13 protein-coding genes are annotated in these 15439 nt (G+C 45.0%); 1 reads left to right on the top strand and 12 read right to left on the bottom strand.

The window, feature by feature from the left end; genetic code table 11:
• Window positions 1–88: 88 nt before the first annotated feature.
• On the bottom strand, window positions 89–1963 hold the full coding sequence (locus tag MHI14_RS10920) for an AraC family transcriptional regulator (protein WP_341130299.1): 1875 nt from the start codon (window positions 1961–1963) through the stop codon (window positions 89–91).
• A 292-nt stretch (window positions 1964–2255) separates the two neighbouring features.
• Here MHI14_RS10920 and MHI14_RS10915 point away from each other — a divergent pair, with 292 nt between their 5' ends.
• Complete coding sequence (locus MHI14_RS10915) at window positions 2256–3068, top strand: hypothetical protein (protein WP_133385413.1); 813 nt, start codon at window positions 2256–2258, stop codon at window positions 3066–3068.
• Between the two features lie 187 nt (window positions 3069–3255).
• On the opposite strand, the gene MHI14_RS10910 is transcribed toward MHI14_RS10915, so the two are convergent.
• The 11 genes from MHI14_RS10910 to xseA all read right to left on the bottom strand — a co-directional run bounded on the left by MHI14_RS10910 (window position 3256) and on the right by xseA (window position 15433).
• Window positions 3256–4212, bottom strand: a complete 957-nt coding sequence (locus MHI14_RS10910) for a GGDEF domain-containing protein (protein WP_249913468.1) — start codon at window positions 4210–4212, stop codon at window positions 3256–3258.
• Window positions 4213–4559: 347 nt separating this feature from the next.
• On the bottom strand, window positions 4560–5366 hold the full coding sequence (gene spo0A / locus MHI14_RS10905) for a sporulation transcription factor Spo0A (RefSeq protein ID WP_062835258.1): 807 nt from the start codon (window positions 5364–5366) through the stop codon (window positions 4560–4562).
• A 195-nt stretch (window positions 5367–5561) separates the two neighbouring features.
• The gene (gene spoIVB / locus MHI14_RS10900) at window positions 5562–6890 is read right to left on the bottom strand and encodes a SpoIVB peptidase (protein ID WP_249913467.1); all 1329 of its coding nucleotides are present in this window, start codon (window positions 6888–6890) and stop codon (window positions 5562–5564) included.
• 120 nt (window positions 6891–7010) lie between these two features.
• The gene (recN, locus tag MHI14_RS10895; RefSeq protein WP_133385415.1) at window positions 7011–8729 is read right to left on the bottom strand and encodes a DNA repair protein RecN; all 1719 of its coding nucleotides are present in this window, start codon (window positions 8727–8729) and stop codon (window positions 7011–7013) included.
• A gap of 55 nt (window positions 8730–8784) precedes the next feature.
• Window positions 8785–9234, bottom strand: coding sequence for a transcriptional regulator AhrC/ArgR (gene ahrC / locus MHI14_RS10890; RefSeq protein WP_017687604.1), 450 nt, complete (start codon window positions 9232–9234; stop codon window positions 8785–8787).
• An 84-nt stretch (window positions 9235–9318) separates the two neighbouring features.
• A complete protein-coding gene (locus tag MHI14_RS10885) occupies window positions 9319–9804 on the bottom strand; it encodes a hypothetical protein (protein ID WP_341130298.1) in 486 nt (161 codons plus the stop codon).
• A gap of 84 nt (window positions 9805–9888) precedes the next feature.
• Window positions 9889–10734 (bottom strand): TlyA family RNA methyltransferase, encoded by an 846-nt coding sequence (locus MHI14_RS10880; RefSeq protein WP_341130297.1) that lies wholly within the window; start codon window positions 10732–10734, stop codon window positions 9889–9891.
• Window positions 10735–10756: 22 nt separating this feature from the next.
• On the bottom strand, window positions 10757–12664 hold the full coding sequence (gene dxs, locus MHI14_RS10875; RefSeq protein WP_091028823.1) for a 1-deoxy-D-xylulose-5-phosphate synthase: 1908 nt from the start codon (window positions 12662–12664) through the stop codon (window positions 10757–10759).
• Window positions 12665–12923: 259 nt separating this feature from the next.
• On the bottom strand, window positions 12924–13829 hold the full coding sequence (locus tag MHI14_RS10870) for a polyprenyl synthetase family protein (RefSeq protein WP_433581632.1): 906 nt from the start codon (window positions 13827–13829) through the stop codon (window positions 12924–12926).
• A complete protein-coding gene (xseB, locus tag MHI14_RS10865) occupies window positions 13822–14079 on the bottom strand; it encodes an exodeoxyribonuclease VII small subunit (RefSeq protein WP_341130295.1) in 258 nt (85 codons plus the stop codon). The genes MHI14_RS10870 and xseB overlap by 8 nt, the downstream gene beginning before the upstream one ends.
• On the bottom strand, window positions 14069–15433 hold the full coding sequence (gene xseA, locus MHI14_RS10860; RefSeq protein ID WP_289389710.1) for an exodeoxyribonuclease VII large subunit: 1365 nt from the start codon (window positions 15431–15433) through the stop codon (window positions 14069–14071). The genes xseB and xseA overlap by 11 nt, the downstream gene beginning before the upstream one ends.
• Window positions 15434–15439 lie beyond the last annotated feature (6 nt).

Genomic DNA, 15439 nt, shown 5'->3' with positions numbered 1-15439 from the left:
ATACCTTTATTATAAATGATAATAATTTTCATTATCAACTGTAATTTGGAGTGGAATTGGATTTCATCTCATCTATCACTTGTTATGCTTATTTGGGTTCAGAGATCTTCGTAAACCACACGGCCAATTCCTCTGTTTGATCCAATGTTGCAATCGGGTCAAAGTACCATGAACGATCCGGGCTCCAGATAAACACACGATCATTTTTAACTGCATCCAGTGAACTCCAGACCGGTTTCGATTTCAACTCTTCCAGGGTCAGATTATCTGCTGTTAGAATGATGTAGTCTCCGGCAAATTCAGGAATCGCTTCCGATGAAACTTCAACCAGTTGATCCTTCATTAAAATCTCTTTTTTATCTGCAGGAGGATTCAAACCAAGCGCGCTATAGACTGCCTGACCTCCCCGACCAAAATTATCACCAAAGGCCAACGGTGCTTTATCATAGAACTGCATGACCGACACCTCGGCCTGCGGATCAATCGCCTCATGAACGCGCTTCTTGGCATCTGCAATTCTTGCGTCATAATCGGCTAACCATGCCTCAGATTCTTTTTCTTTATTTAGCACTTCACCGAAATAGGCAATTTCTTCGTGGGTGTTTTTCAATTCACCATAAGGTACAACCAAGGTAGGTGCAATTTTGCTAAAGGAATCAAATAAATCAGGATTACCTGTCACAATGAGATCCGGTTCAAGTTCCAACACCTTTTCGAGAGAAATGGTTTCATATTCGCCAATATTTTGCACACCATCAAGTGATTCGATAAAATAAGGATTTTTCAGGTTCATCTCCGGTGTACCCACAGGTTTGATTCCCAGGGCGATCAGACTTCCCAAATACAAGTCAACCACAATCCGTTTAGGTTCAGCAGGGATTGTAATATCTCCCTTCACCGTTGAAATTGTACGTGGTTCAGATGTTTTGGTTTGATTATCCGCTGTTACTGTGTTTGTGGAACTTGATGCACTTTTGCTTCCCGATGCATCCCCGCTTGAATTGCTGGCAACACCTGTAGAGCAGGCACTCAGCAGTAACGTAAGACTTAATAGAATACTAAGCAACATTCCCGTTCTTGTCTGTCTGTTCATATTTATTGACCCTCCGTGTTTATATTGATAATGATTATCACCATCAGTATAAACATACCTTTCACTTCCACCTCTGAAAATGTCATTTCGCGCCACACCTGATGTCAGATCAGGCCAATTTAAGGGTGCTGAGGTCTTTTCTTTAAATTGCAGAGGAGAAAGACCTGTATGTTTCTTGAACATACGCCCCAAATAATATCCATCCGGATAACCGATTCCTACAGCGATCTCATCCAACGTGGCGTCCGTTTGCAGCAACATCTCCTTGGCTTTGAACAAACGAAACTGAATCAGATAATCGATGGGACTGGTTCCAGTCGACTGTTTGAACTTGCGTGACAAACTTCTTGGGCTGGTGCCGATCATTTCTGCCAAAACATGAAGTGTAAGTGGCTGGGTGTAGGAAGATTCTACAATTTCAATGACTTTGCTGACCTGATCCCTAATACTTGGATAACGATTGGATATACGAGGAATCTGTGATGAGATCTGCTCCACAAATGCATAGAACAAACTCTTGGCCTGAAAGTGCTGGATAGGGTTCTTTTGATCCCACAAAAAGTGCATCTGTTTCAATTGCTCATATAGAATGGTTGGCATATCGGGGGTAAAGCCATAGTTCATTTGGAACGGATTGATACGCTCCATTAACCTTCCCAGATCGTTTCTCCCTCCACTAGGCAGGTTTGCTTTGTACATCAAGTAATATAGGCGCAATCCGGATTCGCCTGCTTGAATAACCAACTTACTCCCTTTTCCCCCATGGAGAACATAAAAGCGACTCACTTCATACGTTTGGTTGTCAATCGTTACTTCAGCGTCACCCTGAATGGTGAGTACAAAGGTACTTGTCGGAAATTTGTATTTCACCTTTTCATATGCCTGTAATTCCATGTAACGGATATCTGTTATCCTCACCGCAGCATAGTTCCAGAGGATATAATAATCATTCCACATTTTGCTAACCCATCTCCGTCTACATAAATTGTGACTGCAATCTAACTACTTATTGATAACCATTATCAATTATTATGATGAAGTACACAATACAACCGATGTAAATGAATCCATTCAGACGAAAAAAGAACTATTCAAATCCTTCTCTTAACATCCGATATATGTAAATAGAACCATGATAAAGCGAAGAAGGAGAACAGAGGATATGAATTCAATCTCATCTGCAACCAAAAGCAGTTTCACCCCCGGGAATCAGGTCTCCAGTCGGGATAAAGAAATTCAGGGACTCATGCAGCAGAAGATCCGGCTCAATGAAGAAATGCAAGGTGTAAAAACCAATGACGAGTTGGATACCAAAACCAAGGCTCAGCGAATTAAATCCTTAACAAGCTCCATATCACAGATCGATAGCCAGATTGCCCAAATTAAAGCTGAAGAATTGCAAGAAAAGAACAAATTAAGACAGCCCGAAAAGACTCAACAGCAACAACCCCAACCAACCGACGAGACACAAGCCCCTTCACTGGATCACCTGATCAAACATAGTCAGACTTATGATCAATTGGGTAAGCTGGTCGGCTTGCGTGATCGCATGCAGGGCTCCATTCAGACCACTGAAGGAGAGACGCGATTCGACCGACTCGTCCTGGAGATTAATCCTCCTACAAATGATCTCGATCTCGGCAAATCAATGATGTTGGAAAACTCAGAGCGCACCGTCTTTCAGGCAAAACGAGAGGTTGTTCAGGACATCAATTCTCAGCTCAGCAAGGTCAATCAAAAGATTGGGGATTTGGTGAAAGAGATCCATCAGCCCGCACCTAAAGAGGCAGCACAAACTCCTATCTCTGCAACATCTGGAGAAGAAGATCAGGAAATAAACGAAGGAAAGAAAACGGAAAGTAAAGAGAATCCATCAGATGGCGGAACCACAGACCAGAAATCCGGAAACGGCTCGCAAACTCCGGCTTCTGCATCTCCTGCTGCTTCATATCCATCCGTCGATATTCGAATCTGAGTACCCTTTGCTCAAACATACTTATATGTATACATAATGAGGTTGAAGTGTTTTCACAACACAGCACTCGACTCGCATCCATTGATAGAAAAACCGCTATTACAGGTGACTAACTCCTGATAAGTAGCGGTTTTTTTCTTGTATCTTTAACGTAAGTAGTTGTAGCTACTATGAGTATTTCTTATGTCTAACACGGAGTAATGGCGGTATCATTTGCACAGATGATGCTGCCGGCAATCGCTTTACAACCTTTTTTGATCCGTGTGGCCTCATTAATAATCTGATCTATGTTTTCATATTTTTGCTTGCTGTTGGTTACAACGGCGATAGATACCGACACGAGAGGGATCGGCCGATTCAGCCCGGAACGTCCTTCCCCCAGAACATATTGATTATCCCAATCATGTTCGTTGTAAAACGTCTTTTTCATTTCCTCAAAACCTGAGATGACTTCCTCACTAATATGTTTGTAATCATGGTGATTCAGGATTGTAATAAAATCATCACCACCAATATGTCCAAGAAACGCTTCAGGAAGAACAAAAAGTTTGCGAAGCAAGTTAGCTGTTGCCTGAATAAGCTGATCCCCCATTTTGAAGCCGTAGCTATCATTGTAGGATTTGAATTGATCGAGATCAACGTACAGTACGCTAAAATGGTCCATCTGAAGAGCCTGAGACAGCCTTTCATTTATGATATGATTACCTGGAAGACCAGTCAGCGGGTTCATAAAAATCGCCATTTCAGCCCGTACATCAGCAACAGCAAGCAGCAAACGGCGAATACTCACAGCTCCAAAGAAACTTTCCCCTGACGTGACCAACACAAGATCATATATTTCCCCTTCATCTCGGTCCATGGCTAGAACACTGACATCTGTAATCTGTTCCGAATAATCCACGACCAGTGCCTGCGTGTTCATCACCAGTTCTACAGGACGTCCCATATACAGATTATAGCCATACTGGGTGCCAATCTGCTGAAAGAATCGGGGCCGCATCATTAATGACACACCCTTCTCCCCCATAACAGCTATACCTTCCAAACTAGGATTGGACTTGAAAAGATGATAGACGATATCACATTTTGTATCAGATTGTACTACAGGAATCGGTTCAGCAATCTTGCCTATTTGCGTAAACATACTATTCTACTCCTCTGTTCGTAGCATCTAATCCGTACTTTTCAAATATATATGTAGGTCTTTGTCAATGGTCACATCGTACCACTTTCTACTTGAAAAAGCGTTAACTGAAAGTAAAAGTTTATGAAATAAAATTTTTATCCCTATGTTCTGTGTTATTTCGTTATGCAAAAATACCGTCATTTACTGGATATCTTAAATCCAATAATTGACGGTATTCGTTGGCATATATTACAGAAGTTTATCGACCTGAAATGAACGAATTCAGACATTGACCCCCAAAATTCATTTGGCTAGAATCTAATCTGAATCCAAAATTTCTTCTCCAATCATTACTCCTGACCCTTTCAGCTTACCTTATGCTCAATTCTCAGCTTGTCTGCAACCATCGCGATGAATTCCGAATTTGTCGGTTTCGACTTGCTGATGTTGATTGTGTAACCAAACAAGTGGCTGATGCTGTCGATGTTACCGCGAGTCCATGCCACTTCAATGGCATGACGGATGGCACGTTCGACGCGGGACGGCGTGGTTTTGAATTTTTCGGCAATCGCCGGATACAGTGTTTTGGTGATGGCTCCCAAAATTTCGATATTGTTATACACCATCGTAATGGCTTCGCGCAAATACTGATATCCTTTAATATGCGCAGGAACGCCGATTTCATGTATGATGGACGTAATGCTTGCATCCAGATTTTTGTGTTTGCCCATTGGCACAACATTGGATTTCATGAACATGGATGATCCGCTGCTCGTGGACATCGCGGTCTGTGTTCCAACCAGTTGACGCACACGATTCGCAAGCACTTCCATGTCAAATGGCTTGAGAATATAATAAGAAGCTCCGAGTTGCACGGCACGCTGTGTGATATTCTCTTGTCCGAATGCCGTAAGCATAATGACTTTTGGCTGTGGAGACAGGTTCAGGTTGCGCAAGCGCTCAAGCACACCCAGACCGTCCAGATGAGGCATGATAATATCCAGAATCAATACATCCGGCACATCCCGAGTTTGCTCCAGCAATTGCAGTACTTCTTCTCCATTGTATGCAATACCGGTTACTTCCATATCTTCCTGCTCAGATATATATTCGGCAAGCAAATTCGTAAATTCACGATTATCATCGGCCAGCAATACCTCAATTTTTTGCAAAACGGTATCCTCCTTTAAATTAAACATCGTTTCGTACATTTCCTTACAGGTTAAATTTTCGACACAGCAAGTTAAATTCCTCCTGTCGAAAATTATTTTTCTTTATTTTTTTTTCTTGATCCTATATAATAAATAATTTATTTCATTATCCGATATATTATGTTTCCTTTCGACAAAAAAGAACCTCAGGGCTGTTTAGCTAGCCTTGAGGTTCTTATCGTTTTCCTTTTTCATCATCACACCAGCATCTTGTAACATCCATTCAATGAAGCAACCGTAACCCGATTTTGGATCATTCACGAATACATGAGTAACTGCACCGATCAACTTACCATTTTGTACAATGGGGCTGCCACTCATCCCTTGAACGATACCTCCGGTCTTATCCAGCAGTTTCGGGTCCGTGATTCGAAGTACAAGACCTTTTGTTGCTGGCTCGGTTTGATCTGCCACATGGACAATGTCAATGGAGAAGCGTTCAACTTGTTGACCGTCAACCACGGTAAGTATTTCGGCCGGTCCTTCTTTGACTTCATGAGAAAAAGCGACGGGAATACCTTTCGAATACAGACTGTGCTCAGGATTTCCGGACATTTTACCAAAGATGCCAAAAGCCGTATTACGTTCAATATTGCCCAAAATTTTGCTTTCCTTGAGGAAATGAGCACGTTTTTCACCCGGATCACCGGTCTCACTTTTAGAAATGGACGTCACATTGGACTGAACAATCTGACCACTACCCACAACAATAGATGTTTGTGTGTTCATATCTGTAATGACATGGCCCAGTGCGCCGTATACGCCCTGATCTGGAGCATAGAAGGTAAGTGTGCCAACACCGGCTGCAGAATCACGAATGTACAATCCAAGCCTCCATGCTTGATCCTCGGAATCATACGCCGGAGTTAATCGTGTCTTCACCGTTTCCTTACCACGTTTCAACACAACATCAATACCTTTTTTACTTTTACCTGCAAGTTCAACGGCTTCAGAGACACCTGCCACGCCATCAAGACGTTTACCATCCATATGCGTAATCAGATCTCCGAGCTTAATACCAGCCGTCTCTCCTGGCGATACACGCTCATCCTGCCCAGAATGGACCAGATGATGACCTACCACCAGAATGCCTGCCGATTTAACTTTGACGCCAATCGTTTGACCCCCGGGTACAACACGCAAATCCGGTATCACATTCACATGGACTGTTTTGACCGGAATTTTACCCCACAACTTCAACGTTAATTTGGCATGTCCCGTCTGTTGAGGGTGAAGATGCAAAGGTTGTTGCCTGGTAACATGCATCGCTGCCTGATCATCCAAACCAACGATATCTGGACGATCTACAACGGCGCTTGAAGCAGCAGGTACAGCGAGCCGGACATCCGCTTGCCTGCCAGCAAACACTTGCAATTCATCCGGCAGTGAAGCATAACTTTGCACAGGCTGAATGGCCTGGCTAATCACACAAAGAAAGAAGGCAAATAAAAGACCTAGCAATTTCTTCCTGAGGGGGGAATTCAATGGCTGTCACACTCCCTTTGCTTCTTTCGCTTGACGAAAGGTGGTCGCCAATTGCGTACCTATAAGATAACCTCGCCCCCAGGCTTTTATTACTGTCAATCATTACGCCAGCCGTCCGTTTCACCCTTTTTTGGCTTCCGCCAAATTCAGCATTTCCTGTGCGTGATGCAGCGTTTTTTCTGTAATTTCCACGCCGCCCAGCATACGTGCCAATTCCTTCACTCTGCCTTCGTCTGACAGCGATTCCACCTGCGTCATCGTCCGTCCATCGTAGACATGTTTCTCAATGAGATACTGATGATCTGCCATACAAGCCACTTGTGGTAAGTGAGTTATTGAGAAAACCTGACAAGTTGAAGACAAACGGAACAGTTTTTCCGCAATGGATTGAGCTGCTCTACCACTAACTCCGGTATCAACTTCATCAAAAATCAACACAGGTATCCGGTCATGTCGTGCAAAGATACTCTTCATCGCCAGCATCATTCTCGACAACTCACCACCTGAAGCAATCTTGCCAAGTGGTCTTAATGGCTCGCCCGGGTTAGGCGAAATCAGGAATTCCGCATTGTCCGCACCCTGACGATTCAGACGAATACGGCGTCCATTCCATTCAATGCCCTTCGGATCTTCGAAAGGAGTAATCTGAACACGAAGCGTAGTCCGTTCCATTTGCAGATCCTTGAGCTCGCTTTCCACCTGTGCAGCAAGTTCCTCGGCACATTGTTTACGAACCTTGCTGAGTTCTTCAGCAGATTCCATCACAAGGTTAAGCATTTTGTCACGTTCAGCTCGCAATTTCTCCAGCCGTTCGTCCTTGTTCTCCAGTTGGTCGGTTTCATGGCTAATCTGATCATAATAACTCAGAATAAGTTCAACACTGTCCCCGTATTTCCGTCTGAGGCCAGAAATCAGATTCAGCCTTTGCTCCACTTCTTCCAGCCTTGCCGGATTAAATTCAATCTTCTCCCGGTAATCTCTTAACTGAAATGTTGCATCTTCCAATTGATAAAATGCGGATTGCAGCTGTTCTACGATTGGTTGCAGTCCTTTGCTATCATATCCAGAAATGTCTTCAATTCTTGAAAGAGCAATGCTCACAGCTTCAAGTCCGCGTTGACCACTGAGCAGATCATATGCACCAGCAACACTGTCCATCATTTTCTCACTATGGGATAGTTTGACCCGTTCTTCCCCGAGTAATTCATCCTCGCCTCGTGTAAGGCTTGCTGCTGCGATCTCCTCAAGCTGAAAGCGATACATGTCCAAGAGTTGGTATGCCCGCTGACTGGACTCCTGAAGCGCACGCAGTTCTTTTTCCGCCGTGATAAACTTGCTGTAACGCTCTTGATACTTCGCTTTGACAGGTCCGATGACTTCCGAGCCATAAGTATCGAGAAGCCCCAGATGGCTCTCTGCACGCAGCAAACTCTGATGTTCATGTTGTCCATGAATATTGATCAGCTTCTCGCCTACTTCCCGCAGCATGGTCAGATTGACCAATTGCCCATTAATGCGGGACGTACTCTTCCCCTGAGTATTCAGCTCACGTCGAATGACCAAATGCTCTTCCGGCTCACAGTGGATACCGAGCTTCTCTAACGTTAGCCAGACCGGATGACTCTGCTCCATCTCGAACAAGGCTTCCATCTCTGCCTTCTCACATCCGTACCGGATCAGATCAGCTGAACTTCGTCCACCAGCAATTAAGCCAAGTGCATCTATAATAATCGACTTTCCTGCACCCGTTTCACCTGAGAGTACATGGAATCCCGGATGGAATACAACGTCCACTTCTTCCACCACAGCCAGATTTCGAATCGATAACGTAACTAACATCTGCAAAAACACCTCCGGATGACTAACTCAGAAATTATGTTTTTGAACCATTGCTTTAAGCAATATAACCCATGATGCGTTCAATAACGGTCACGCTGTTACCTTCAGTCCGGCAGATAATCAGAATGGTATCATCTCCACAGATCGTCCCCATGACTTCATTCCATTCAATATTATCAAGCAAAGCTGCAATGGAGTTTGCTGTTCCCGGCAAACATTTCATCACAACCAGATTGTTTGTGTGATCAATGTGCAAGAAGTTGTCAACGAGTGCACGCTTCAACTTTTGAATCGGATTGTATCGTTGATCTGTTGGCAAAGAGTACTTATATCTTCCGTCATCCATCGGAATCTTGATTAACAGAAGTTCCTTGATATCTCGGGATACCGTCGCCTGAGTCACCTGAAAACCTGATTTGCGTAGTGCTTCAACCAGATCATCCTGGGTCTCAATTTCATTTTGACTAATGATTTCACGAATCTTGATGTGCCTTTGTCCTTTCATACATGCCTCCAGTTAAATGTATTGCAATAAAGCAGCATTTGTAATTCGCCGCAGACTTTGCCCTGCAATGTTTATTCTTTTATATTAGTCCAGATCATCCCCATCATACACATCTTCCTGATAGTCCATGAGCCTGATTAACTTAATATCGGAATCCTCCACGTCAACATACAGCAATCCTTCACAGCCAGGATATAACAACAGATAATTGAGGAAGCGATCCCTTAGCGCAGGGCCGGTCATTTCAATTGGCTGCCTGCGACGAGACGTTTTCACCAGGTATCTGAGATCCTCACGTTCTGCAACATAATCAATGAATAATCTGCTGTAATAAACGGATTCATTGGCCTCAAAAGCCAAAGGAACTTTCATTTTGCCACCGATGACTTCGTAACCCTGTGCTTCAAGCAAGTCCAAGGCCGGGGAATCCTGAATCTTCACGTTCAGTTGCATTCCAGACAAGCTTACCGGTATCGGTCGGTTCACCCAATTACGTAAGCCAAAGAACAGCCACAAGATCAAACAGACAGCAAGTATACCTATAACGATTGTGTCATATTGACCATCCATTATCGCTCACCTCGAAGACATATTCGAGGTTCAGTAACGATTTCCCTTTACGTCAATCACCTTTCCAGCGAAAAGAAACCCATCTTATGATGAGTTTCCCGTAAATGTATGAGCTGCTTCCTTTGCAACTTGCTCTGCAAGTGCATCAAGTGAAGCTGGATCGTTCTCTGGTTGTGTTGCCTCTGGTTCTTCCAGACGCCAATGAGCGAGAAATTCTATATTACCTTCTCCACCGGTTATCGGGGAGAAAGTTAAACTCTGCAGATGCAAACCAAGTTGACTGGCAAAATGAAGCATCGTCTGCAATACATCCTTGTGTACTTTCGTATCACGTACTACACCGGACTTGCCTACTTTTTCACGTCCTGCCTCAAATTGAGGTTTAATCAATGCAACGATATCTGCAGGTTGTTTCAAAAGAGCCAGGAGTGGCGGTAATATGATTCGCAGTGAAATGAACGACACATCAATGCTCGCAAAGTTCGGCACTGGTCCCGTTAGATCTTCCGGAGTCACATAGCGAAAGTTGGTTCGTTCCATAACAGTAACCCGCTCATCATTACGCAAAGACCAATCGAGCTGATTATAACCCACATCAATCGCGTAGACGTGAGACGCGCCATGCTGTAGTGCACAATCCGTAAATCCACCGGTGGATGAACCAATGTCGAGCATGACAAGTCCTTTCATATCAAGGCCGAAATGGCGGATCGCTTTTTCGAGCTTCAATCCGCCTCTGCCGACATAGGGATGTACCGAGCCTTTAACTTTCAGCTCGGCTTCCCTTGGAATTTTCATGCCCGCCTTTTCGATCGGCTCATTATTGGCATACACCAGTCCAGCCATGATTGCGGCTTTTGCCTTCTCACGACTTTCATAATAGCCCTGCTCAACCAGCAGAACATCAATTCGTTCTTTCGGGAGTGACATGTCTGTCTCCTATCATGTAAATTTACGAAGGAAAACGTGTTTTGGGTATGCCGTAAGATGATTGAACAGCCATCTTGCGTAGTTCAGCACATACATTCTCAACGGTAAGACCCACTTCCTCACGTTGTTCCTTAATACTGCCATGCTCGATGAAGCGATCCGGAATCCCCATCAATTGTACATGAACATCATGTAGTCCCTGCTCTGCATAAAACTCCAGCACTGCACTACCCATGCTACCTGCTTGGGATGTTTCTTCAAGTACAATCAATTTGGTGCCTCGAACAGCTAATTCACGCAACATCTGCTCATCAAGAGGTTTCAGGAAGCGAGCGTTGATTACGCCTGCTGTGATACCTTCCCGCTTCACCATCTCTGCTGCTTCTTCTGCAAGCTGCACCATCGACCCTGAAGCGATGACAGCATATCCCTCTGATGGACGCAGTTGCTCCCATGATCCGATTGGAATCGGAACAAGTACATCATCCAGAGGTACACCCACCACATTGTTTCGTGGATAACGGTAAGCAATTGGACCTTCATTATAATCAAGCGCCGTTTTCATCATATGACGCAATTCATTTTCGTCTTTTGGCATCATCAGAACGATATTTGGAATATGGCGCATAAATGCCACATCGTATACCCCTTGATGTGTTTCCCCATCCGGACCAACAAACCCGGCACGGTCAATAGCAAACATCACGTTAGCATTATGACGGCAAATATCATGTACAATCTGATCATATGCACGTTGCATAAACGTAGAATACACGGCAAAGACCGGTTTCAAGCCTTCCATAGCCAGCGCAGCACACATGGTTGCCGCATGTTGTTCTGCGATCCCTACGTCAATCATGCGGTCCGGAAATTCCTTACTAAATGGAATAAGACCTGATCCTGTAGGCATTGCTGGCGTTACAGCTACGATCCGCTTATCCTGCTTAGCAAGATCAATTAACGTTTGACCAAACACTTCCGTGTACATCGGTTTTCCGACTGCCTTCAGCACTTGACCGGATTCAATTTTGTACGGAGAAATCCCGTGCCACTTGTGCGAATCGGCTTCTGCTGGCTGATAACCTTTGCCTTTGGTCGTGAGCACATGAACGAGCACAGGACCATCAACGTTATCTGCCTGTTTGAAGGTTTCAATCAATTTGGGAATATCGTGCCCATCAATCGGTCCCAAATACGTGAAGCCCAGTTCTTCGAAAAGAACACCTGGTACCATCATATATTTGACACTATCTTTGATCCAGCTTGCCGATTTGGCCAAACGATCCCCAATAGCTGGGATTTTTTTGAGCATCCCCTCGACATCATCTTTCGCTTTCAGATAATGACGATCCGAACGAATCTTGCTCAAATATTTATGCATGGCCCCAACGTTTGGAGCAATGGACATTTCATTATCATTCAGAATAACCATCAGTTTTCTCTGCTCATGACCGATATGATTCAGAGCCTCAAAAGCCATACCACCTGTAAGCGCTCCATCACCAATCATCGCGATAACTTGGTTGTCCTCACCCTTCAGATCACGTGCAAGGGCCATCCCCATCGCAGCGGACAATGAAGTACTGCTGTGTCCAGCTTCCCATACATCATGTTCGCTTTCGTTGCGTTTGACAAATCCGCACAGGCCATTATGTTGACGCAATGTATCAAAACGATCCATACGCCCTGTCAGGACTTTATGCACATAAGCCTGATGCCCTACATCAAAAATCATTTTATCTGCTGGACTGTTATAGCAGTAATGCAGGGCTACCGTGAGCTCAACCACGCCTAAGTTGGGTGCGAGATGCCCACCTGTAACAGACAGTTTCTCAATCAGAAACTGCCGGATCTCTGCCGATAAAAGGGCAAGATCATCCTGAGACATCGACTTTAGATCACTGGGTTGTTTAATTTGTGGAAGCAGCACGAGAATCTCCCCGCTTTCCTAGATTGTTTAGTTATTGTTGTAAATCGATATATACATTATGAATCAAATGACATTAAATCATTATAACATAAAAGAACAAGAATCATAATTTACTGCACTATACTCCCGATAACGAGCATTCTCGCCAGCAAGTTATTTAAAATTCTTCTCCATATGTATTCCCGCATCCACTCGGAAAAAGGACATTACATTCATTACACGGTTATACAGATTTTGAAACAGCACTTTTTATCAGAATCTAATGGTCTCGACGCATCAGGTAATCTGCAATTTCCAGCAATCTGGATGCATCAGGTAACTCCGCTCTTTCGAGTGCGTCTTTTGCAGATTGGGTAAGGGATTTCACCTCAGCTACAGAAGCCTCCATGCCAATAAAATAAGGATATGTTACCTTCTGCTGATTCACATCGCTCTGTGTTTTCTTGCCCATCTTCTGCTCGTCGCCCGTCAGGTCGAGAATATCATCCTGAATCTGGAACGCCAGCCCCAGATCACGGCCAAACACACGTAAGGCTTCCAATTGTCCTTCCGTTGCTCCACCGATTCGTGCTCCAGCAATGAGTGAGAAAACAATCAGGTCACCTGTTTTGTGCAAATGAATATATTGAAGCTGTGCAAGATCAGTCATGCCTTGCTCGCCTTCCATATCCGCAACTTGGCCGCCGACCATGCCTCTTGCTCCAGCAAGTTCGGACATGTCCTCTACGATGGACAGCAATGCATCTGCCGTCACACCGCTTCGACGACCCGCTTGAACTATGCTATAAAAAGCATGGGTTAGCAACGCATCGCCCGCCAATATGGCTGTTGCTTCACCATATACCTTATGATTCGTTAATTTTCCCCTGCGGTAATCATCATTATCCATAGCAGGCAGGTCGTCGTGGATCAGTGAATAGGTATGAACCATCTCCACGGCGCAGGCTACCGGCATTGCAGCTGTACGCTGTGCACCGAAGGCTTCCGCCGCAGCAACGACCAGAAGAGGACGAAGGCGTTTGCCTCCGGCCATGAGTGAGTACTGCATCGCATCCGTCAACGATTGGGGTACATCCCAATGATCGGGAAGCGTGTGTTTCAACGCTTCTGTCACCTCAGCTGTGACCTCTTCGAGATATGCTTGAAACGAAGGACGATTACTCATGGACTTCACCGCTCTCATCGTCAGCAGTTCCGAAAGGCTTCTTGCGAAGCTCTCCATCTTCTTCTACGATCATCTCGATCTTACGTTCCACTTGTTCCAGCTTCAGACCGCAAAGTTGCGAAAGTTTCATCCCGCGTTGAAACAGATCGATGGCCTGTTCCAACGGAACATCACCATGTTCCAGCTGACCTACGATGTCTTCCAATGCCGCCATTGCCTCTTCAAAATTCATTTCCGTTTCATTCGCCATGGGTATTGTCGTCCTCCTTCATTCCCCAAACCTGACAGTCCAGCTGTCCGTCTGTTAATTTAATCTTAATTGAATCTCCAGGCTGTACATCCTTCGTGGACTTGATTAATCGCTGTTCCTGCTCGTCATAGACAAGGCTGTATCCCCGTGACATGACTTTAAGCGGGCTAAGCGCATCCAGATGCCGCACAGATGATTTCCACTGTTGCTGCTTCGATCTGGTTATAGACCTGATCGCAAGTTCCAGTTGTCTGCGTGCTGCCGCATTCTCACGGCGTGCTGCATTGACCTGCTCACGAGGATTGAATCGTTGCAGTGCTGCCCGCAAACGCTCTTGCTTCTCTCCTGTCCATTTCATACGCGTATCCACTGTTCTCAAAAGCCGTTGGTGCATCATATCCAGTCGTTCGGTGTGTTGCATCAAGGTACGTCTTGGATGAACCAGCACCGGCGAACGCTGTAATCTTGCTAGCCGTTCGCGATTATGTACAGCACGCTGACGCAAGCTATGCTGTAACTGGCGCTGACGTTGTCCGATCTGATCAAGCAACTCAGCTCGATTAGGTACAGCTAATTCAGCAGCTGCTGTAGGTGTAGCCGCACGCAAATCGGCTGCAAAATCAGCAATAGTGAAGTCCGTTTCGTGCCCAACCGCAGAAATGATAGGAATATCCGAAGCAACTATTGCTCTTGCCACAATCTCCTCATTGAACGCCCACAATTCCTCCAGTGAACCGCCTCCACGTCCAACGATAAGTACATCGGCTTCTCCCATCCGATTCAGGTTGCCAATCGCTTTGACGATGGAAGGTGCTGCACCCTTGCCTTGAACCAGAACAGGATACAAAACAACTTTGGCAGAAGGGTATCTGCGCTGGAGTGTGATCATGATGTCCCGCACCGCCGCTCCCGTCGGTGAAGTTACAACCCCGATGGTCTGTGGATAACGAGGGATCTGTCTTTTTCGAGAAGGTGAAAACAATCCTTCTTCCTCGAGCTTTTTCTTCAGCTGTTCGTATGCCAGATACAGACTTCCAATCCCGTCCGGCTGCATATGGGTAGCGTAGAATTGATACTGCCCATCCCGTTCATACACCGAGACATTACCACGAGCAATAACCCTTGCACCCTCCTTCGGTACAAAGGGTAATCGCTGGTTATGGGACGCAAACATAATCGACTTAATCCGGCTGTCCTTGTCCTTCAATGTAAAATACATATGGCCGCTGGAGTGATGTGTGAAGTTCGAAATCTCCCCGCGTAGCCAAACGTCCGACAGGACCTGATCCGATTCCAGTTTCATTCGAATATATCGGTTCAGGTCTTTGATGGAGTAGATCTTTTGATCTGCCACAGACAA

Origin of the sequence: Paenibacillus sp. FSL K6-2393 (assembly GCF_038002545.1) — a bacterium.
Classification (GTDB): domain Bacteria; phylum Bacillota; class Bacilli; order Paenibacillales; family Paenibacillaceae; genus Paenibacillus.
This window is presented reverse-complemented; position numbering and strand designations above follow the sequence as displayed.